Here is a 19,359-nt window from a genome sequence, read left to right on the forward strand (position 1 = left end):
TCTGGAGGTATCGTCATGAGCTCGCTCATCAAGACTGTTGCGCTCGCTACCGTGCTTGCAATACCGGCTGTTTCTTTTGCGCAGGCGCAATCCACCAATGGGCCTGTTACGCGCGCTCAGGTTCGCAACGAACTGGTCCAGCTGGAAAAGGCCGGTTACCGTCCGAGCGCAAAGGATGAGTACTATCCGAGGGACATCCAGGCGGCAGAAGCGCGCGTCAATGCGGAAAACAGCGTACAGGCGAGCGGCTACGGCGCGGCGACGGGCGGCACGTCACAGGACGGCGCTCCGCATGGTGGCGCGGTCATCGGCTTCTCGCCGCGGGACAATTTCGGCGGCCACTAAAGTTCGATGTATCGCCGTTCGATGTATCGCTGTTCGATGTGTCGCTGTTCGATGTGTAGCCGGCAGCGGCGCTAGCGCCGCCGCGCGGCGCGCTCGGCCGCGTGCGTTACGGCTTCGGCGGCTTCGTGGGCGCCGCGCCTGTCGAGGCGGTCGGCGAGTACTTCAAGAAAGATCGCAAGATCGACGTCGCCGTACTGGGCCACGAACCCGTCGATTACTTCGGCGATTGCGGTCGCGCGGCTTTGCAGTGTGAGTGTGCTCGCGATGTATGAGCTTCCGCGCGCCAGTTCCAGTCCGTATTGATCGTCGCATCCGGCCGGACTCATCGAGCGCCGGTTTTTTTTTGCGTGGTCCATGATGTTGGGCCTGGCGGGCGAACGGATGCGGGTCTCATGCCAGGCGCATCCGTTTGCCGTCCCCGTGGCCAGTAAAGCGTTTGGTCTGCGTGCGGCGCGGCGTCCGCAACGCGCTTTATTCTCGTCTTCCTGCATGCCCGCGTATTTGATCCGCTGTGCATGCGTGCCGCAATACCTGGAATCAGGTAGGGTCGGCGTTCGTGTCGGGGCGCGGGCAACACTCCGGCACGTGCAATTGTGCGAAGCTACGGTTGTCCGCGCAAGCAGATTCCGCGGCTGGCGTTCCACACCGTGTTTTACGGCCTTTTTTGTGGCCTGGTTTGTGGCGTGGTTTGTGGTCTTTTCCCGCGGTTTTTTGCCTTCGCCCATGAATCTACCGCTTCCCGAAACGCATGAATCGGTACTGCCCGGTCCGCTCCTGATCGTCGAAGACGACCCCTTGATGCAGCGGCGCCTCGGCACCATCCTCGCGAGCCTCGGCTATCCGGCCGACGCCATGATGTATGCGGGCGGCATACGCGCCGCACAGGCGCTGCTCGCCGAGCAGCCGTTCGCGATGGTACTGGCCGATATCGGGCTGCCCGACGGCAACGGGATCGACCTTGTCCGCGACCTTTATACGCGTGATCCGGCATTGCCGATTCTGGTAATCTCGGCGTGGAGTACCGAGCAGATCATCGTCACGGCGCTGGAAGCCGGGGCAACGGGGTATCTGCTCAAGGAACGCGACGACATCGAGATTGCGTTGTCGATCCGCAGCGCATTGCGCGGCGGTGCGCCAATCGATCCGTTTGTCGCCAGGCGGATTCTCGACATGGCCGGAGCGGGGCCGGCCACCAGAATGAAGAGCGGGGCGCAGACAGCGCCGCTCGCGAAGTCGCTGAGTCCACGGGAGATCGAGATTCTCGCGCTGGTCGGAAAGGGGCTGACCAACCGTGAGATATCGGAAGTGCTGACCTTGTCCAGGTTGACGGTCGAATGCCACATCAAGAATATCTACAAGAAGCTGGCGGTCAATTCGCGCACGCAAGCGGTTTTCGAGGCGCGCACCTATGGTTTGTTGCCCTGATCGGGGCGCTCTGTCTTTTGCATCTCGGCGCAGCGGCGGCTGCGTCTTCCTCACCCGACGATCTCTCCACAGGCACACTCGCGTTCACGCGCATCGAAGCCGCACGCAGCGACTGGCACGCCGTGCAGCCGCCCGCAACGGGCTGGGTCGACGTGACGCTGCCCGACGGCTGGGCGAGGCGCTGGCCCGGCTTCGATGGCGTCGTGTGGTATCGGCTCACCTGGCAGGCTCCGCCGAACTCGCCGCCGCTTGCGGTCACTCTCGACTATCTGAACATGGCGGGTGCGCTCTTTCTGAATGGCACGCTGCTCGATCGCGACGTCTCGCTCGTCGAGCCGCTCACGCGCGCCTGGTACACGCCGCGCTACCGGCTATTGCCCGCGCCGCTCGTGCATGAGGGCGAAAACACGCTGATCGCGCGCGTATCGGGACTCGCAGCGTTTTCGCCGGGACTCGGCAGGGTGACAGTGGGCGATCCGCACACGTTGGCCGCAGTCTATGCGCGCGCACTCTTCCTGCGGCGCGATCTGCAGCTATACAGCCTTGCTGTGACGGCGACGCTCGGCTGCTTCTTCTTTACGCTATGGCTGATGCGGCGCGGCGAAGCAGCGTATGGCTGGTTCAGCGTGATGTCGCTCGCGTGGTGGTGGGTGGCGTTCAACGAAGTGACGACCACGCCCTGGCCGTTCGCGAGCAACAACGCCTGGGAGCGCGCGAATTCCATCGCTTTGATCGTCTACAGCGGTGCGTTCGCGATGTTCATCGTGCGCTATAGCGAGCGCCGCTTGCCGCGCCTCGAACGCGCGCTCTGGGCCGTGGTGTCGATCGGCGCGTTGGCAATGCTCGCCGTGCCGCACACGAGCATTGCAACGACGCGCATCGTGCTCGCGCTCGCTGCGGCGGGTATTTTTTTGCTGACGTGCAGCGCGTTTCTGTGGTTTGTCTGGCGTCGCGGGCGCATGGACCAGCGCATCGTGGCGTTGAGCACCGTGGCTTTCTTCGCCGGGGGCGCACATGATCTGCTCACTTTCATCGGCGTCCTGAACGGCAACATCTACTTTGCCGCCGTGGCCGCGCAGTTGCAGATGGTGTCGATGGCGCTGATGCTGGCGTGGCGGTTTGTCGATTCGCAGCGCCGCGTCGAGCGTTTTAATGACGACCTGAACCGCGGCATCGCGGCGGCACGCGCGGAACTCTGGCAGACGCTCACGCGCCAGTACGAACTCGAAGTTGCCAATGCACGGCTTTCAGAGCGCGTGCGGCTCGCTCACGAACTGCACGATGGCCTGGGCGGCACGATCGTCGGCGCCATCGCGGAACTCGAACACGCGCCGGAGCCGCCGCCGCCGGGCCGTTCGCTTTCGATTCTCAAGGAGCTGCGCGACGACCTGCGCATCATCGTCGATGCGGCTTCGAGCGAGGAGCGCGGCGAATTCGCGCTGGCCGGCCAGATCTGCTCGCTGCGGCACCGGCTCATGCGACTGTTCGAGCAGCAGGGCGTAGCGTGCCGCTGGACGCTGGAGGGGCTCGACAGCTGCCGTCTGCCAGGCGCGCGCGGGCTCGATCTCATGCGCATCATTCAGGAAGCGCTGACCAACGTGCTCAAACACAGCCAGGCCTCGCAGGCAGAGGTGGCGCTGCGGCGCGAAGGCAATACGTTGCATCTGACGATCACCGATAACGGCATCGGCTTCGACACGCGCGAGATCGCACCGGGCGGTGCGGGCATGCGCAGCATGCGTGCGCGCGCGGCGCGGCTGCGCGGCACGCTGACCATCGAATCGGCGCCGGACGGCACGCGCATCGTGCTCGTCATGCCGCTCGACGTGACGGTCGCATTCGCGCGCTGACGTCGTCCGCAGTATCGACATCACTGCGCCTGCGTTTTCTCCCAGCCGCCGCCAAGCGACAGGAACAGCTTCACCTGGTCGCGCGCCACCTGGCTTTCTGCCGCCGCGACCTGCGCGTGCACGGAAGTCAGCGTGCGCGTTGCGTCGAGGTCGGACAGGAAAGAGTCGCGTCCGGCCGCGTAGAGCCGGTGCGTTTCGTCGGCGGACTCCTGTGCCGTCGCGTAGGCCGTGCGCAGCGCGTCGGCGCGCTGGTCGTCCGCGGCGTAGGCCGCGAGGCTCGACTGCGTTTCGCGCAGCGCGTTGAGCACGACGCCGTCGAAGTGCGCGAGCGCGCCGCTCGTCTCGGCTTCGGCTTCGCGCACGCGCGCACGTTGCCCGTTGATCGGGAACGACCAGCTGATCAGCGGTCCGATCGACCAGCGGTTGGTGGCCGGCGTGAACAGATCGCCCGCAATGCCGAGCGTTCCCGCACCCGCGCCGATGCTGATCGACGGATAGAGCGCCGCCGTCGCCACGCCGATGCGCGCCGTCGATGCCGCAAGTTTGCGCTCGGCCTCGCGCACATCGGGCCGGCGCTTCAGCAGCGCTGCGCCGTCGCCCACGGGAATCGGCTGCTTGAGCTGCGGCAGGTGCGTGCAGGCGAGCGCGCCGGGCGGCAGGTCGGCGGGCGCGCGCGCGAGCAGCATCGCAAGCTGATATTGCGCGATGCGGCGGCGCGCCTCGAAGCGGGGAATGTCGGCGGCAAGCGTCTGCGCCTGCGTCAGGCCGCGCGTCACGTCGGGCTGGTTGCCGCGGCCCGCGTCGCGCAGCCGCTTGGTGAGCGCGACGCGTTCGCGCGCGAGCTTCAGCGACTCCTGCGCGATGGCGAGTTCCTCGGCGGCCGAGCACGATTCGACATACGCCTGCACGACGTCCGCGACCACGGTGATGCGCGCGAGATCGGCGGCGGCCTGCACGGCCTCGTCGTCGGCGCGGGCCGATTCCACGCCGCGCCGCAGCTTGCCGAACAGATCGATCTCATACGAGACGTTCAACGCGAGATCGCCTTCGTACGCGACCGGGAGCTTGCTGGTGAGCAGGTACTGTTCCGCCGATTCCTGCGCGCGCACGAATGCGGCGCTCGCGCCGCCCGAGAAACCGCCCTGTTCGTCCGCGACCTGCACGGCCGCGCGCGAGCGCGCGAGGTTCGCGGCGGCGACGCGCAGGCTCGTGTTCGACTGCAGCGCCGCTTGCACGAGTTCGTCGAGCGCGGGGTCCTCGTAGAGACGCCACCAGTCGGCGGGCGCTTCGCCTGAGGCGACGGGTGCATGCTGCACGCCGTCGATCGGTCCTTGCGCCAGTGGGGCGTTAACGAGCGCGTCTTTCGGCAGCCGGTAATCGGGCCCGACATTCATGCAGGCGCCAAGCGCGAGTGCAAGCGGCGCGAGCGCAAGCGTGCGCCAGAGCGGACGACGTGTCATTGCGACGCTCCGGCTGCACTGGTTGCGCTCGCATTCATCCCGCCCGAAGCGCCCGCAGCACCCGAAGCGTTCGTGGCTGCTGCCGCACCGCCGCCGCTTGTGCCGCTTGCACCCGTTGCACCCGTTGCACCGCTCGCGCTACCGGCTGCGGCGGCGCTTCGGTTCTCGCTTGCGGACGTGCGCACCGCGACGGTTGCCGTGCGGCCTGCGATCATGCGGAAATCTTCGGGCACTTCGTCGAGCGCGACGCGCACCGGAATGCGCTGCGCGAGCCGCACCCAGCTGAATGCGGGATTCACGTTCGGCAGCAGATTCGGGCCCTGCGCGCGGTCGCGGTCCTCGATCCCGGCGACGATGCTCTGCACGTGTCCGCGCAGCACGCGCCGCTCGCCCATTACCGAAATGTCGACCGGCTCGCCGATATGGATGCTGCCCAGCTTCGTTTCCTCGAAGTAGCCGTCCACGCGGAACGAGTGCAGATCCACGACCGCGAGCACCGGACGGCCCGACGACACATATTCGCCGACGCGCGGCGCGCGGTCGTTCAGATAGCCGTCGACGGGGCTCACGATCGTCGTGCGCTGCAGGTTCAGGCGCGCGGTGTCGACCTGGACCTGTGCGTCCGCAACGGCCGCTTCGCCCTGCTCGACGCGCGTGCGGCTCTCTTCGCTCGATTCGCTCGCAACGAGATTGCCGAGTGTCAGGTTGCGCGCGTATTCGCGCTTCGCCTGGGCGAGGGTCGCGCGGCGCTGATCGAGCGTGGCCTGCGCGAGCCGCAGCGCGAGCGCGTAGCGTGCCCGGTCGATCACGAACAGCACCTGGCCTTGCTTGACCGGCTGGTTGTCGGCGACTTCGACTGCGGTGATGAGGCCGCCCACGTCGGGCGCGACCTGGATCACGTCGGCGCGGACGTGGCCGTCGCGCGTCCACGGCGAGAACATGTAGTAGTTGACGATGCGCCACAGCACGACAGCGGCAATCGCGACGACGACGAGCGTCAGCAGGATCCTACCTGCGGAGAACAGGGTCTTTTTCACGTTAGTTGGGCATGAAACGATGCGAAACGACGATGACGGCAGCCAGTACGAAGACATAGATGCCGAGATCGAAAATGGAGCGGTGCCAGACGAGCCGGTAAAAGCCGATGCGCGTGAGCACCTTGCCGATCACGATGTTGATGAGGTACGCGATCAGCATGAGCACGAGCACGGCCGGCACGAATACGCCGAAGATATCGATTTCTCCGATCATGGTGCGAGGCTCGAAAGTAGAAGAGTGGAACGGGGGCTCATGCGTGGACCTCTGCGGCGGCGTGCGGCGGATTCGTGCCCTGCTGCGGAAACAGCGACAGCCGCATGCCCACGAGCGCATGCCGCGCGTCGCTCATCCAGCGCTGCGAGGCGCTCGCGCGGCGGCTCGTGCCCGAAGGGGCAGCGGGCGTATCCGGCGCATCGGGCGCCTCCGGCGCAACTGCAGCGGCGCCATGCGCTGCGATGCGCCCGAGCGCGTCGTCGATGGTGTGAAGCAGCGTCTGCGGCGCGTCCTGGCGCGCGCTCGCTTCGGCGCACTTCGCGTAATGAGCACTGATGCCCAGCAGCACGCGGTCGATGGCATCGGGAAGGTCGCCGCCGAGCTTGCGGCGCGAGCGGCGCAGATCGAGCGCATTCAGTGCGATGCGCAGATCGCGGAAGCTCTCGATCGACGGATGGCGATGCTCGTCCGAGGCGGCCAGACGCGGGATCAGCTGCATCAGGCGGTCGAGCATGCGCGAGGCGAGATTGCGCTGGTTGCCGAGCGGCGCGGAGGAGGCGGAGAGCGCGACGTCGTGCCAGCTCGAACGCAGCAGGCGCTTCGCAGCGAGTTCGGCGCCGAACGGGCGCGCCACGCGCGTCCAGACGAACGCGAAGAGCAGCCCCGCGACGCCCGCGAGGTTGCTGTTCAGAAACACGAGAAAGTCGGCGTCGTAGGCGCCCTGAAGGCTGATGAAGGTGGCCGTGTTCACGACGACGAGCATCGTCACCATGCTGAACTGCGGGCGCGGAATCAGCGTGCCGATCAGGATGAACGGCACCGCGAAGATCACGATCAGCATCGCGAAATCGTGGACGTGCGGCAGCACCACGAACAGATAGAGCCCGGCGAACACGACGCTCGCGCAGGTCGAGAGGAAAAAGCGAAACACCATCGGCGCGGGTTCGTCGAGCGCCGCGAAAAAGCAGCACGCCACCGCCGCGAGCGAGACGGCGGCCGCGCCGTCGTGCCAGCCCGAACTGATCCATAGCGAGCATGCGGCGATGATCGCGGTCACCGGCACGAGGCTCGAAATCAGCATCATGCCGCGGTCGAAGAAACGTTCGGTGCCGCCGAGCCGCCAGTGGCGGTAGCGCGGCTGCCACGCGGCCGATTCGTGTGCGATGAGCGCGCGCAGCGACCGGCAGTCCTGCCACACGTCGATCACCTGGCCGAGCCGCCAGAGTGCATTCGAAAGCAGCGCGCCGTCCCAGCCCGTGAGCGATTCACGTGCGGGTTGCAACGCGGCGATGCGTGTGTGCAGGCTGTCGGCCACCGGATCGCCTGCATCGTCGTGCATGTTGCGCGCGCGCAGGGCGAGCGGCGCGGTGATCCATTGCGCGGCGTCGGCCAGCAAGGCGTCAAGGCCGGCAGGGCGCACGTGCAGGTTGCGCAGCGCGGCCAGCGGATCGGCGAGCGCGGAGATCATCGGCAGGAAGAGCAGCATGCGCCCGCGCATCGCTTCAGCGCGCGCGAGGATTTCCGGGTGCGTGTGGTCGTAGCTCAACTGGCTCAACAGGAATTCGAGGCCGTTGATCGTGCTCGCAAGCCGCTGCCGGCACTGCGAAATGTCCGTCCCCGCGAGGTGGCCGAGGAGCGCTTCGCGGCCATAGAACGCGGCGTCGCGAAACCATGCGTCGGCGCGCTCGATCAGCGTGGGTGCAAGCCGGCTCGGCAGCACCGTGCTTCCCACCACGCTCGCGCAGACGATGCCGAGCGTGATTTCTTCGGTTCGCGCGAGGGCCACGTCGAATATCGTGCCCGGATCGGTCACCGTGGGCAGCGCGATGAGCGGCATCGTATAGCCCGCGAGCATGAACACGTAGCTGCGCGCGGTGCGGTCCGAGATGGCCATATAGAGCAGCGTGCCGGTCCACAGCGCGACGATCACGCTGAAGAGGTACGGCATTTCGACGAAGGGCGGCACGAGCAGCACGGCGGCAGCCGCGCCGAGCGCCGTGCCGAGCGCACGATAGAGCGCCTTCGAGCGCGTCGCGCCGACGAACGGATTCGACACGATGTAGACGCTCGCCATTGCCCAGTACGGACGCGGCAACTGGAAATAGAGCGCGAGATAGAGCGCGAGCATCGACGCGGCGAACGTCTTCACCGAAAACAGCCAGTCGCGGTAGGTCGGGTAGTTCATGACGCCGTTCAGTCGTGATGCGCGGCGTCGGCCGCATTGAATGCATCGAGCACGCGCAGCGTCGCTTCGAGGTCGGCGCGCGTCACGCCCTTTAGCACGCGCTCGCGCAGCGCACGCAGGTCGCGCTCCATCTTCGCGGTGACGGCGCGGCCTTCGTCGGTCAGCGAGATCGTCTTGGCGCGGCGGTCGTCGGGATCTTCGTCGCGGCGCACGAGGCCCGCAGCGCAGAGCTGGTCGAGCAGGCGCACGAGCGACGGCCCTTCAATGCCGATGTATTCGGCGAGCGTGACCTGGCGCACGGCTTCGCCGAGCCGCCCCGCAGTGAGCAGCGGCGCTGCGCACGCTTCCGACACGTTATACGCGGCGAGCGCGCCGTGAATGGTGCGCCGCCACTTGCGCGAGGCGAGAACGAGCGTGCTGCTGACGGCAAGTCTTAAGGTATGAAGATTCGACATCGGCGGGATAAAAGGCCAGGGCAATTCGGTAGCAAACTATCTATTTCGGCTGATCACGCCATTATCGGATGGTATGCGAGTCAGCCAACCTGTGCTTCCTGGGTGAGCGAAGCGTGTCTTTTGCGGCGTGTCTTGTGCGAGCTTACGGGGAGCCTTCGGCACTCCTGCGCGCAAGCAGCGCAGGTAGCTCCGCCATGTCGGCGAAGACGTGTGCGACGCCCGCTTCGCGCAGCGCATCGGCGCTGCTGTGACCCGGCGCGCCCGGGCTGTAGCCGAAGACGGTCGCGCCCGCGGCGAGACCCGCACGCGCGCCCGTTACCGTGTCTTCGATCACCGCGCAGCGCGTGGGCGCGACGCGCAGGCCGGCGGCTGCCGCGAGATAGACATCCGGATGCGGCTTGCTGCGCGGCATTTCATGGCCGCTGTAGATGTGCGCTTCGAAGCATTCGAACAGGCCCACCTTGCGCAACTGCAGTTCCAGCTTGCGGCGGTCCGCGCCCGAAGCGACCGCGATGCGCCCGTCGAATGCCGCGTGCACGGCGCGTACGGCGGCAGGGGCGCCCGGAATTTCCACCAGATCGCGTTCGAGCGCTTCGTTGCGGCGCGCGCGAAATTGTTCGAGCCAGGCGTCGTCGATGGCGAAACCCGTATGGGCCTCGATGCGCGCGGCCTCGTCCTTGACCATCTTGCCCACGAAAATGCGCATCGCGTCCTCGATGTCGAGCGTCCAGCCGAGTTCGCCGAGCATCTGCACGAGCACGACGTGCGTGATGCGTTCGGAGTCGACCAGCACGCCGTCGCAGTCGAAGAGCACGGCATCGAAGGGGATGTGGGACATCGTGAGTCTGGGTTCGCGTCAGGTGGCGCAGGGGCCGGGATTGCGCGCACGCTGCCCGCGACGCGCAAGGGCGCGATGATAACCGGACTTGGGGCAGAGCGTCGCGTTCGTCTGCAAATAGTGCGTTTGTTGGAAGGTGAGTGAAAGATTTGGGTTACTCGACAGGCTGATCGGGCCGCGGCCCGCGCCGGAAATGAAGACGGTTGCGCCCGCACTGTATGACGAACTTGAATTGTCGCCCGCGTTTATCTGCGTGCGTGCGCGGCGTATGTGAGTTTTGTCGCGTGCCGTATTCAGGGTTGTCCGGTTGTTCATAAGGCGCGTTCATTGCGCAATGCTGATATTTCGGATTGCCCGGACGACTGGCTCCAAACTGGGCTCCGATGTACCGCAAATACCGCAGATACCCTTCAAAAACACGCCTGCGGTATAGGAAAAATCGACGGTTGCGCTTGCAAGGGTTTATTGGTAGTATCCGCCGAATCGCTGATTCAGGCCGGAACACCTTTCCGGTACGAAATGCAGCGAACGGGGCAGGCGGATCGCTTGCGCAAAACAGGCTGCATCCCTTGCAGTCTCGCCGAACTCGGCCGCTACACCGCGGCCGATACTTGCCGGGCCCCGTCACGTCTTTTTTTCTCAGGCTCGTCAAGGTTGTTCCCCAATGCAGTTCGATTGGGGTGCTGTTCGTTTGCGCAGGTCAATCCGTTTGACCGGATGACCCAGAACAATCGAGGAGCACCTGATGACGTTGTCCCGCCTTACCTCTCTTTCCGTGGCTGCCGCGCTGCTCGCCTTTGGTGCGTATGCACAAGCCGACACCGTGAAAATCGCCATCGCGGGTCCGTTCAGCGGCCCGGTCGCCCAGTACGGCGATATGGTCAAGGCGGGCGCGCTGACCGCCATCGAGCAGATCAACGCTGCAGGCGGCGCGAACGGCAACAAGTTCGAAGCCGTCCTCATGGACGACGCATGCGAGCCGAAGCAGGCTGTCGCCGTCGCGAACAAGATCGTTTCGCAGCATATCCAGTACGTCATTGGCCACGTGTGCTCGGGCTCGACGATCCCCGCTTCGGATATCTACGAGAACGAAGGCGTCGTCATGGTTACGCCGTCGGCCACCGCGCCGCAGCTCACCCAGGGCAAGAAGCGCCAGTTCATCTTCCGCACCATCGGCCGCGACGACCAGCAAGGTCCCGCTGCTGCCGCGTACATCATCAACAAGATCAAGCCGAAGAAGGTCGCGATCCTGCACGACAAGCAGTCGTACGGCCAGGGCATCGCAACGTCGGTGAAGGGCGCGCTCGACAAGGCGCACATCCCCGTCGTCGTATTCGAAGGCATCAACGCTGGCGATTCGGATTACTCGGCAATCGTCACGAAGCTCAAGTCGCAAGGCGTGGACTTCGTCTACTTCGGCGGCTACCACCCGGAAATGGGCCTGCTGCTGCGCCAGTCGCGCGAGCAAGGTGTGAAGGCAACGTTCATGGGGCCTGAGGGCGTGGGCAACAAGGACGTGACGGCTATTGCCGGTCCCGCGTCTGAAGGCATGCTCGTCACGCTGCCCGCCGACTTCTCCGCCGATCCGGCCAACGCAAAGCTCGTGAAGGCATTCACCGACGCGAAGCGCGACGCCAACGGTCCGTTCCAGATGCCGTCGTACGCGGCGGTTCAGGTGATCGCCAACGGCATCGCGGGCGCGAAGAGCACCGACCCGACCAAGGTCGCGGCATACCTGCACAAGAACGCGTTCAACACGCCGATCGGCAAGGTGGAATTCGATGCGCAGGGCGACCTGAAGGCATTCCGCTTCGTCGTCTACACGTGGCACAAGGACGCCACGAAGACCGCCGCCAACTAATCGCGGCGTGTCACCGGGACGCCCTGCTCCTCGTCGTGACGGGCGGGGCGTTTTCGAATCCGGGCTTGACCGGTTTTACCGGTCTTGTCGCCGCGAGGCTTTCGCATGAATGATTTTCTTCCGCAGTTCACCCAGCAGCTCATCAACGGGCTTACGCTGGGTGCGATCTATGCGCTGATCGCCATTGGCTACACGATGGTCTACGGCATCATCGGCATGATCAACTTCGCTCACGGCGAGATCTACATGATCGGCGCCTATGTGGGCCTCGTCACGCTCACGGCCATCGGCACGTCGGCGGGCTATCCGCTGCCGCTCGTGCTGGGTGCGGCGCTCATCGTTTCGGTGCTCGTCACCGGGCTCTACGGTTTCGCGGTCGAACGCGTGGCGTATCGGCCGTTGCGCGGCGGGCCGCGCCTCGTGCCGCTCATCTCCGCGATCGGCATGTCCATCTTCCTGCAGAACTACGTGCAGATCGGGCAGGGCGCGCGCGACGTGTCGGTGCCGGAACTGATCTCCGGCGCGCTCGACTTCAACATGGGCGGCAACTTCGACGTGACGATTCCGTATGCGCGCATGTTGATCGTCGGCGTGACGCTCGTGCTGATGATCGCACTGACGCTCTTCATCACCCGTTCGCGCTTGGGCCGCGCCTGTCGCGCCTGCGCCGAAGACATGAAGATGGCCAATCTGCTCGGCATCGACACGAACCGCGTGATCTCGCTCACGTTCGTGCTCGGCGCGATGCTGGCCGCCGTGGGCGGCGTGCTGATCGGCCTCACGATCGGCAAGCTCAATCCGTATATCGGCTTTATCGCGGGCATCAAGGCTTTCACGGCGGCAGTGCTCGGCGGCATCGGCAGCATTCCGGGCGCGATGCTCGGCGGCGTGCTGCTCGGTCTGGTCGAAACCTTCGCTTCGGGCTACATGCCGGCGGAGTACAAGGACGTGGTCGCGTTCGGCCTGCTCGTGCTCGTGCTGCTGTTCCGTCCCACCGGCCTGCTCGGCAAGCCGGACGTCGAAAAGGTGTGAGGACGTCATGAGTCAACCCCTTCCGATTTCCGTGGGCGCACAACACGCGCACGGCGCCTCGTCTTCGCAGACCGTCAAGGGTGCGTTCGCCGCCGCACTGGCGACGATCATCCTCACCGCGCCGGTCCTCGGCCTGCAACTCACGCTCGACGGCTATCAGGTCGCGCTGCATCAGCATTGGCGGCCCGTCTGGATCGCCGCTGCAATCGTGTTCGTGTTCCAGCTCGTCAAGCCGCTCTTCAAGCGCGCGATGCTCGGCGTGCGCCTGCCCGCGCTGCCCGCGCCCGGCGCGAAACAGCAGCGCGTGGCGATCTGGGCGCTGCTCGCGTTCGGCTTCGTGTTCGCCTTCATCGGCTCGCGCGGCGCCGTGGACGTCGCGACGCTCGCGCTGATCTACGTGATTCTCGGCCTCGGCCTGAACATCGTGGTGGGCTTCGCGGGTCTGCTCGATCTCGGCTACGTCGGCTTTTACGCGGTCGGCGGCTACACGTATGCGCTACTCAACCAGTATTTCGGTCTCACGTTCTGGGAGTGTCTGCCGCTCGCAGCCCTCGCATCGGCCACGTTCGGCTTTCTGCTCGGCTTTCCGGTGCTGCGTCTGCGCGGCGACTATCTTGCGATCGTCACGCTCGGCTTCGGCGAAATCATTCGCCTCTTGCTGAACAACCTCACGACCATCACCGGCGGGCCCGACGGTATTTCGGGCATTCCGAAGCCGACCGTGTTCGGTATCGAAATGGCGCGCCACGCGAGCGTGGAAGGCGCGAAGACATTCCATGAGCTGCTGGGTTGGGAATACAACGGCGAGCACATGGTGATCTTCCTTTATCTGCTCGCGCTCGTGCTGGTTGCGTTCACACTCTTCGTCACGAGCCGCCTGTTGCGCATGCCGATGGGCCGCGCATGGGAAGCGCTGCGCGAGGACGAGATTGCATGCCGCTCGCTCGGGCTGAACCCGACGCGCGTGAAGCTCTCCGCATTCACGCTCGGTGCTTCGTTTGCGGGTCTCGCCGGTGCGTTCTTTGCAGCGCGCCAGGGGCTCGTCACGCCCGAGTCGTTTACGTTCATCGAATCGGCGCTGATTCTCGCGGTCGTCGTGCTCGGCGGCATGGGTTCGCAACTGGGCGTGGTGCTCGCGGCGGTCCTGCTGACCGTGCTGCCGGAAGTGGCGCGCGGCTTCGCCGAATACCGGATGCTGATATTCGGCCTGGTGATGGTGCTGATGATGATGTGGCGTCCGCAGGGCCTTCTGCCGGCAAGCCGTCCGCATGTGGAGTTGCCGCGATGAGCGCTGAACAGTTGTTGAAAGTATCGGGCCTGCAAATGCGCTTTGGCGGCCTGCTCGCCGTCGACGGAATTGAATTCGATGTGCGCGCAAACGAAGTGTTCGCGATCATCGGCCCGAACGGCGCGGGCAAAACGACGGTGTTCAACTGTGTCGGCGGTTTTTATAAACCCACTGCGGGCGACATCCGCCTGCAGGGCCAGGCGATCACCGGCTTGCCGAGCCATCAGGTGGCGCGGCGCGGTCTCGTGCGCACGTTCCAGAATATTCGTCTGTTCCGGCAACTCACGGTGCTGGAGAACCTGATGGTTGCCCAGCATCTCAAGGTCAACCGCAACATCCTGAGCGGCCTGTTCACGACGCCCGCGTATCGCCGCGCCGAGCGTGCGGCGCTCGAACACGCAGCGCAGTGGCTCGATCGCGTGGGCCTGACGAGCGTGGCGAACCGCGAGGCGGGCACGCTCTCGTACGGTCACCAGCGTCGGCTCGAAATTGCGCGCTGCATGATTACCCGGCCGCGCCTGCTGATGCTCGACGAACCTGCCGCGGGCCTGAACCCGCAGGAGAAGATCGAACTGCAGGAGATGGTGGATGGATTGCGCAACGAATTCGGTATTTCGGTGCTCCTGATCGAACATGACATGAGTCTCGTGATGGGCGTGTCGGACCGCATTCTCGTGATGGAGCACGGCAAGCCGATCATGATCGGCAAACCCGACGAAGTGCGCAACGACCCGCGCGTGATCAAGGCGTATCTCGGAGAGGACTGATGCTGAAGCTGGAAAAGGTCCATACCCACTACGGCGCGGTGGAAGCGCTCGCGGGCGTGTCGATCGAAGTGAACAGGGGTGAGATCGTCACGCTGATTGGCAGCAACGGCGCGGGCAAGACCACGCTCATGATGACGGTGTGCGGCACGCCGCGCGCCTCGTCGGGGCGCGTGTCGTTCGAAGGCGAGGACATCACGCGCATGCCGACGCACGAGATCATGCGGCTTGGCATGGCGATTTCGCCGGAAGGCCGCCGCGTGTTCCCGAGCCTCACGGTGCTCGAAAATCTGCAGATGGGCGGCTTTTTCTCGTCGCACGACAAAATCGAGGCCGGCATCGAGCACGTCTTCACGCTGTTTCCGCGGCTGAACCAGCGCGCGAAGCAGCGGGCCGGCACGATGTCGGGCGGCGAGCAGCAGATGCTTGCAATCGGCCGCGCGCTCATGAGCCGTCCGCGTCTCTTGCTGCTCGACGAACCCACGCTCGGCCTCGCGCCGCTCGTGATCGCTCAGATCTTCGACATCATTCGCACGATCCGCGATGAAGGCGTAACGGTGTTCCTCGTCGAGCAGAACGCGAACAAGGCGCTTCACGTGGCCGATCGCGGCTATGTGCTGGAGAACGGGCATGTCGTGCTCGCCGACTCCGCGGACAACCTGCTCGCGAACGACAACATCAAGCGCGCCTATCTGGGCGGCTAGTTTCGCCCACGGCAGCGACCGATCAGTAAGCCTTCGGTCTCTGCAAGCCGTACGCCACGCCCGCGCGTGCCACCGTTCCATGAACGGCGGCACGCGCGGGCGTTTTCGCATACGCCGTCTTGCGCAATTCACCATCGTAGATCGCGTCGATCAGTTTCCTTCAAATTGCTTTCAATTGGATGCGGTTGGATTTTCGCTTTGAAAAGATGCATGCTCATGACTGGACAAGCGGGCTGCGCTCACCATAATTGAGCGTCCCTGATTGCGCGCCACTTAACGAGTGGCCGAAGAGGCTGCGCGCACACGCAACGGTGCGCCTGCGCGCGCGTTTTACCGGAGAGTCACTGGATGCCTGAAGAATACGAAGTGCATGGGCCGCACGATCACGCGGTCGAACATGCTGCGAGCGGTCACGGCGCGCATGGTGAAACCGATTCGTTCGCGGGCCGTATGGCGGTGATGACGGCGATTCTCGCGTCGATCGGCGCGATCTTCGCGTACCAGAGCGGGACGAGCGAAAATCTGGCGCTCTATTACAAGAACGAGGCGGCGATCCGCAAGACCGAGGCCGCAAACCAGTGGGCGTACTACCAGGCGAAAGGCGAGAAAGAAAATCTTGCGGCACTGGGTGCGGCGCTCTCGGCCAATGCCAGCGAAGCGCAGCGCCGCTTCGCCGCCGATGTCGATCGTTATCGCCAGCAGAAGGAGCCGATACGCGCGAAGGCCGAAGCCATCGAACGAGAAGTGGCGCTCGACGATGCGCGCAGCGAAACGCTCATGCACGGCCATCATCGCTGGGCGCAGGCCACGACGGCCATTCAGATCTCGATTGCGCTCACGGCGATTACGCTGCTCACGCGCCGCCGCTGGCTGCTTTACACCTCGATGGGGATGGCCGCCGGGGGCGTGGTGCTTGGCGCACTGGCGTTCTCTTCGGCTTGATCATGCTTGACGTTATGCGGCGCGCGTCAGCCGCCGCAGACTATAGCCGTGAGCAGCATCGGCACGACGGTTTGCACCGTTGCATCGCTGTTGGCCTGGCTCAGCCGTAGCCGTACCGAATCTTCGGATGCGGACACCACCACACCATAAAGCGGTGAATCGATTTCTTTGCCCGAGCCGTGGTGAAAGAGTGCGTCGTCGTGCGCGTAGCCGAGCACCATGTAAATCGGAAAGCCGAACGCACGGAGCTGGCGACCATGAACGGGCCGGAATGCGTTGACCGAATTCTCCTCGACCCGGCTGGGCTTCGCATCGATCGATTTCTCGTGGATCAGCGATGAGATGAACGTATGCGGATTCGACGTGCAATCGAAGTGCTCGTCGCGATGCTCGGCGTGCGCGAATGCCGGAACCAGCATCGCAGCGAGGCCCGCGAAGAGTGTGACAACGGGAGTTCTGTGCTTGCTCATAGCCGTGACGACTGAAACACCCCGGAAACTCTTTCGACATTCCGGCTGCATTCATGTTCAACGGCGCGCGGCACAAAATTTGCGCGCGTGCCTTGCCGTGCCACTGATTGTGGCACGACAGGGGGGTGCTAGCGCAAGCATGTTATCAATGTGAACGGGCTCTACAGCATCGATTTTGCCTGGGCCAGGATCTTGTCGCAGACCTGGCGCGTGGCGGCTTGCTTGAGTCCGCTGCCCGAGAGATCGAGCTTCGAGCCGTTGCCGGCGGTCAGAATGCCGCTGCTGCCTTGCTGGTAGCCGGTGTCCGTCGTGTTTGCGCCACCGGGCAGCTTGCTGAGCAGCGAGTCCTTGACGCTGCCCGCAGCATCGGCGTTCAGATAATTGTTCTTGATGCAGTACTGGAGCAGGCCGGTCACATTGCCGACGCTGTTCGACGTGACGGAAGCGCCGGAGAGTGCACTGCCGAGATTGCCGGCATTGCCGAGATTGCCGAGTGCATTCCCGGCCGAGCCGCCCGTTGTGCCCTGGTTCAGCAGGTTGCCGAGCTGGGCATGTGCGGCCGGCAAGGGCAGGACAAGGCCGATGGCGAGCGCTGCGGCGAGGCGCGGTACAAACGTTTGCATACACGAACCTCCGAGGTGAGCCGATGATTTATCACTATAAACGGATTCGTTTTTACGCTGCGCCTGGGTTGCCGCAGCGTTGGACAGCGTCGGCGGCGGCGGGCGAGGTGCAACCCGCGCAGCCACCCATGTTGTCATTCAATGTCATCGTTCTGTCGTTGGTTGTGATCGCAACAGCACGAGATAATCGGTCGAGGTAAAACGCACGCTTTACCTGCTGCGACGGAGGCCACTCGCATACCGCCCATGCGGCGTAGCGAATCGCAAAGCAGGAAGAAATGCCGTACTTACAGGTGCATTTCGGCAAAATTCACGCTTTTTATGCCCTCAGTTTGTTTCTAACCGTAACACTTATTTCGGCCCTCCTCAGTGGCCGGTTTCAGGTGGTATGCTTCCCGCACAATTTCTCCCGTGCACGAGTGAGACCACGTTCTTTGCGTCACTACCGTGAATACGCGCACTTCCTGAGTGCAGCGTCTGACGCAAATGAGCCATGCATACAAGCAAATGGTGCAACCGAGTATTCCCGCGCGAATCAGCCATGGTTCGCGCGCGGATGCTTTGTCACTGCAGCCATGGTCCGGCTGCGTGGAGAACAGCATGAATTTCGAAGAACTGAGCGATGACGAGTGGATGATGGTGTCGTCGCTCGTATCCGATGAACCGCCCATTCGAATCAATCGCCGCGGCCGACCTCGTGCGGAGCCGCGGGTCGTGGCCAATGCGGTGTTGTGGATTTTGACCACGGGTGAATCGTGGTCGCGCCTGCCCGCGCGCTATCCTTCCGGGCCCACCTGCCGCCGCCGTTTCGACGAATGGCACGCGAGCGGCACGCTCGTCGAAATCGTTCAACGGCTCACACAGAGCGGGCGTAGTTTCGTCTACGTCCCCGAACCCCCACAGCCTGTCGCAGAGACTGTCGCCGCGATTGCCGATGAAACGGATCCCGACGATGGATTGCCTGCTGTGTACTGGAAGAGTCCGGAAGCATGGCAGGCACCCGCAAGCATGGCCGATGCGCCGCTTGCCGATCCGATCGAAAGCATGACGCGCCAGCTCGTGGCCGCGGAGCCGCCCGTTCTCGCGCACGACGCGCTGCACGCTGCGCCGGGGCACGCGCGCAAGCGCGCGCCTGTACCCGTTGCATCCGCATCCGTTCCTGTACCGCGCGACGAAAGTCCCGTGGCGGCGCGTAGTACGACGTGGACGAACCGTACGCCGCACCTGGCGCAGGTTGCCGAATGGCGCGGTTATGTGATGAAACTGACGGTGCAGCCGGTGCGCAACCGCATGTATCGTGCGGCCGTGGAGATCCTCAAGGACAACCAGCGCGTCGAGCGTTCCGGGTTAATCGGTCCGCCGTTCCAGGACCGCGACGCGGCGAAACACTTCGCATTGGACTGGGGGCGTGACTGGATCGAACGCGAGTGCGGCGGCGAACCTGCTGTGCAGGCCGCAGCGCCCGGCCAAAATACGGCCGGTGCGGCGGTCGCACACGCGCCCGCCAATGCGGTCGTTACGCGCTCCGTGCATGTTGCGACAAATGCGGTGGCAAACGTGGCGACAAACGTGGCGACAAACGTGGCGACAAACGTGGCGACAAGCGCGGTGGCGAATGCGGTGCAAAACGTGGCGCCAAACGTAGTACCCAGCACGGTGGCAGACGCAGTGGCAAGCGCGATGGCCACCACGGGTGCGCCCGCCAATGCACGTCTCGTGCCGCTGCAACGCTTTACCGCATCCGGCACGCTGGTGTCGGCCAACGACAGGCGCGATAGCGGCGCTGAGGCGAGCCGTTCCTCCGAGCGTCGCACCGCCGATCCGCAATACAGACCTCGCACGCGGGCCCACGCAGGCTGATACGCG

20 protein-coding genes are annotated in these 19,359 nt (G+C 64.6%); 10 read left to right on the top strand and 10 right to left on the bottom strand.

Features of this window, described 5'->3' with window-relative positions; genetic code table 11:
- Window positions 1-15: 15 nt before the first annotated feature.
- Window positions 16-345, top strand: coding sequence for a DUF4148 domain-containing protein (locus EPN59_RS07375; RefSeq protein WP_293043012.1), 330 nt, complete (start codon window positions 16-18; stop codon window positions 343-345).
- A 71-nt stretch (window positions 346-416) separates the two neighbouring features.
- Here the strand turns inward: EPN59_RS07375 and EPN59_RS07380 are convergent, their stop codons facing one another.
- On the bottom strand, window positions 417-701 hold the full coding sequence (locus EPN59_RS07380; RefSeq protein WP_293043009.1) for a hypothetical protein: 285 nt from the start codon (window positions 699-701) through the stop codon (window positions 417-419).
- A 367-nt stretch (window positions 702-1,068) separates the two neighbouring features.
- On the opposite strand from EPN59_RS07380, the gene EPN59_RS07385 reads away from it, so the two are divergent.
- On the top strand, window positions 1,069-1,770 hold the full coding sequence (locus tag EPN59_RS07385; protein WP_293043068.1) for a response regulator transcription factor: 702 nt from the start codon (window positions 1,069-1,071) through the stop codon (window positions 1,768-1,770).
- A 17-nt stretch (window positions 1,771-1,787) separates the two neighbouring features.
- The gene (locus tag EPN59_RS07390) at window positions 1,788-3,620 is read left to right on the top strand and encodes a sensor histidine kinase (RefSeq protein WP_293043006.1); all 1,833 of its coding nucleotides are present in this window, start codon (window positions 1,788-1,790) and stop codon (window positions 3,618-3,620) included.
- A gap of 20 nt (window positions 3,621-3,640) precedes the next feature.
- On the opposite strand, the gene EPN59_RS07395 is transcribed toward EPN59_RS07390, so the two are convergent.
- From EPN59_RS07395 to EPN59_RS07425, 7 genes are all read right to left on the bottom strand, one after another.
- Window positions 3,641-5,080, bottom strand: coding sequence for an efflux transporter outer membrane subunit (locus tag EPN59_RS07395; protein ID WP_293043003.1), 1,440 nt, complete (start codon window positions 5,078-5,080; stop codon window positions 3,641-3,643).
- Complete coding sequence (locus EPN59_RS07400; RefSeq protein ID WP_293043000.1) at window positions 5,077-6,117, bottom strand: HlyD family secretion protein; 1,041 nt, start codon at window positions 6,115-6,117, stop codon at window positions 5,077-5,079. Before EPN59_RS07400 ends, EPN59_RS07395 begins: the two co-directional genes overlap by 4 nt.
- A 1-nt stretch (window position 6,118) precedes the next feature.
- Window positions 6,119-6,331 carry a DUF1656 domain-containing protein gene (locus tag EPN59_RS07405; protein WP_293042997.1) on the bottom strand — a complete coding sequence of 71 codons (213 nt, stop codon included), beginning with the start codon at window positions 6,329-6,331 and terminating at the stop codon, window positions 6,119-6,121.
- A gap of 37 nt (window positions 6,332-6,368) precedes the next feature.
- Complete coding sequence (locus EPN59_RS07410) at window positions 6,369-8,516, bottom strand: FUSC family protein (protein ID WP_293042994.1); 2,148 nt, start codon at window positions 8,514-8,516, stop codon at window positions 6,369-6,371.
- Window positions 8,517-8,524: 8 nt separating this feature from the next.
- Window positions 8,525-8,971: a MarR family transcriptional regulator gene (locus tag EPN59_RS07415; protein ID WP_293042991.1), complete on the bottom strand. Its 447-nt coding sequence runs from the start codon at window positions 8,969-8,971 to the stop codon at window positions 8,525-8,527.
- A 142-nt stretch (window positions 8,972-9,113) separates the two neighbouring features.
- Window positions 9,114-9,809: an HAD family phosphatase gene (locus tag EPN59_RS07420; RefSeq protein WP_293045789.1), complete on the bottom strand. Its 696-nt coding sequence runs from the start codon at window positions 9,807-9,809 to the stop codon at window positions 9,114-9,116.
- Window positions 9,810-9,827: 18 nt separating this feature from the next.
- The gene (locus EPN59_RS07425; protein WP_293036065.1) at window positions 9,828-10,124 is read right to left on the bottom strand and encodes a hypothetical protein; all 297 of its coding nucleotides are present in this window, start codon (window positions 10,122-10,124) and stop codon (window positions 9,828-9,830) included.
- A gap of 430 nt (window positions 10,125-10,554) precedes the next feature.
- On the opposite strand from EPN59_RS07425, the gene EPN59_RS07430 reads away from it, so the two are divergent.
- The 6 genes from EPN59_RS07430 (at window position 10,555) to EPN59_RS07455 (ending at window position 16,400) form a co-directional block, all read left to right on the top strand.
- Window positions 10,555-11,670, top strand: a complete 1,116-nt coding sequence (locus tag EPN59_RS07430) for a branched-chain amino acid ABC transporter substrate-binding protein (protein WP_293036062.1) — start codon at window positions 10,555-10,557, stop codon at window positions 11,668-11,670.
- Between the two features lie 105 nt (window positions 11,671-11,775).
- Window positions 11,776-12,702, top strand: coding sequence for a high-affinity branched-chain amino acid ABC transporter permease LivH (gene livH / locus EPN59_RS07435; RefSeq protein ID WP_293045791.1), 927 nt, complete (start codon window positions 11,776-11,778; stop codon window positions 12,700-12,702).
- Window positions 12,703-12,709: 7 nt separating this feature from the next.
- A complete protein-coding gene (locus EPN59_RS07440; RefSeq protein ID WP_293035572.1) occupies window positions 12,710-13,990 on the top strand; it encodes a high-affinity branched-chain amino acid ABC transporter permease LivM in 1,281 nt (426 codons plus the stop codon).
- Window positions 13,987-14,757, top strand: coding sequence for a high-affinity branched-chain amino acid ABC transporter ATP-binding protein LivG (gene livG, locus EPN59_RS07445; RefSeq protein ID WP_293035571.1), 771 nt, complete (start codon window positions 13,987-13,989; stop codon window positions 14,755-14,757). The genes EPN59_RS07440 and livG overlap by 4 nt, the downstream gene beginning before the upstream one ends.
- The gene (locus EPN59_RS07450; protein ID WP_293035570.1) at window positions 14,757-15,458 is read left to right on the top strand and encodes an ABC transporter ATP-binding protein; all 702 of its coding nucleotides are present in this window, start codon (window positions 14,757-14,759) and stop codon (window positions 15,456-15,458) included. Before livG ends, EPN59_RS07450 begins: the two co-directional genes overlap by 1 nt.
- 348 nt (window positions 15,459-15,806) lie before the next feature.
- Window positions 15,807-16,400, top strand: coding sequence for a DUF4337 domain-containing protein (locus EPN59_RS07455; RefSeq protein WP_293035569.1), 594 nt, complete (start codon window positions 15,807-15,809; stop codon window positions 16,398-16,400).
- Between the two features lie 26 nt (window positions 16,401-16,426).
- Here EPN59_RS07455 and EPN59_RS07460 read toward each other — a convergent pair whose 3' ends face one another.
- Entirely contained in the window at window positions 16,427-16,870 is a 444-nt protein-coding gene (locus EPN59_RS07460; RefSeq protein ID WP_293035568.1) for a hypothetical protein, read from the bottom strand.
- Window positions 16,871-17,031: 161 nt separating this feature from the next.
- Window positions 17,032-17,493, bottom strand: a complete 462-nt coding sequence (locus EPN59_RS07465) for a DUF2501 domain-containing protein (RefSeq protein ID WP_293045793.1) — start codon at window positions 17,491-17,493, stop codon at window positions 17,032-17,034.
- Between the two features lie 600 nt (window positions 17,494-18,093).
- On the opposite strand from EPN59_RS07465, the gene EPN59_RS07470 reads away from it, so the two are divergent.
- A complete protein-coding gene (locus tag EPN59_RS07470) occupies window positions 18,094-19,353 on the top strand; it encodes a transposase (protein WP_293045795.1) in 1,260 nt (419 codons plus the stop codon).
- Window positions 19,354-19,359: the final 6 nt, after the last annotated feature.

The sequence above is a fragment of the Paraburkholderia sp. genome, assembly GCF_004298475.1.
GTDB classification, from domain to species: domain Bacteria; phylum Pseudomonadota; class Gammaproteobacteria; order Burkholderiales; family Burkholderiaceae; genus Paraburkholderia; species Paraburkholderia denitrificans.

What these genes read in the sequence shown, in the direction of transcription:
- EPN59_RS07375 (WP_293043012.1), top strand. Translation starts at nt 16, where the DNA reads ATGAGCTCGCTCATCAAGACTGTTGCGCTCGCTACCGTGCTTGCAATA.
- EPN59_RS07380 (WP_293043009.1), bottom strand. Translation starts at nt 701, where the DNA reads ATGGACCACGCAAAAAAAAACCGGCGCTCGATGAGTCCGGCCGGATGC.
- EPN59_RS07385 (WP_293043068.1), top strand. Translation starts at nt 1,069, where the DNA reads ATGAATCTACCGCTTCCCGAAACGCATGAATCGGTACTGCCCGGTCCG.
- EPN59_RS07395 (WP_293043003.1), bottom strand. Translation starts at nt 5,080, where the DNA reads ATGACACGTCGTCCGCTCTGGCGCACGCTTGCGCTCGCGCCGCTTGCA.
- EPN59_RS07405 (WP_293042997.1), bottom strand. Translation starts at nt 6,331, where the DNA reads ATGATCGGAGAAATCGATATCTTCGGCGTATTCGTGCCGGCCGTGCTC.
- EPN59_RS07410 (WP_293042994.1), bottom strand. Translation starts at nt 8,516, where the DNA reads ATGAACTACCCGACCTACCGCGACTGGCTGTTTTCGGTGAAGACGTTC.
- EPN59_RS07415 (WP_293042991.1), bottom strand. Translation starts at nt 8,971, where the DNA reads ATGTCGAATCTTCATACCTTAAGACTTGCCGTCAGCAGCACGCTCGTT.
- EPN59_RS07420 (WP_293045789.1), bottom strand. Translation starts at nt 9,809, where the DNA reads ATGTCCCACATCCCCTTCGATGCCGTGCTCTTCGACTGCGACGGCGTG.
- EPN59_RS07425 (WP_293036065.1), bottom strand. Translation starts at nt 10,124, where the DNA reads ATGAACAACCGGACAACCCTGAATACGGCACGCGACAAAACTCACATA.
- EPN59_RS07430 (WP_293036062.1), top strand. Translation starts at nt 10,555, where the DNA reads ATGACGTTGTCCCGCCTTACCTCTCTTTCCGTGGCTGCCGCGCTGCTC.
- livH (WP_293045791.1), top strand. Translation starts at nt 11,776, where the DNA reads ATGAATGATTTTCTTCCGCAGTTCACCCAGCAGCTCATCAACGGGCTT.
- EPN59_RS07440 (WP_293035572.1), top strand. Translation starts at nt 12,710, where the DNA reads ATGAGTCAACCCCTTCCGATTTCCGTGGGCGCACAACACGCGCACGGC.
- livG (WP_293035571.1), top strand. Translation starts at nt 13,987, where the DNA reads ATGAGCGCTGAACAGTTGTTGAAAGTATCGGGCCTGCAAATGCGCTTT.
- EPN59_RS07450 (WP_293035570.1), top strand. Translation starts at nt 14,757, where the DNA reads ATGCTGAAGCTGGAAAAGGTCCATACCCACTACGGCGCGGTGGAAGCG.
- EPN59_RS07455 (WP_293035569.1), top strand. Translation starts at nt 15,807, where the DNA reads ATGCCTGAAGAATACGAAGTGCATGGGCCGCACGATCACGCGGTCGAA.
- EPN59_RS07460 (WP_293035568.1), bottom strand. Translation starts at nt 16,870, where the DNA reads ATGAGCAAGCACAGAACTCCCGTTGTCACACTCTTCGCGGGCCTCGCT.
- EPN59_RS07465 (WP_293045793.1), bottom strand. Translation starts at nt 17,493, where the DNA reads ATGCAAACGTTTGTACCGCGCCTCGCCGCAGCGCTCGCCATCGGCCTT.
- EPN59_RS07470 (WP_293045795.1), top strand. Translation starts at nt 18,094, where the DNA reads ATGAATTTCGAAGAACTGAGCGATGACGAGTGGATGATGGTGTCGTCG.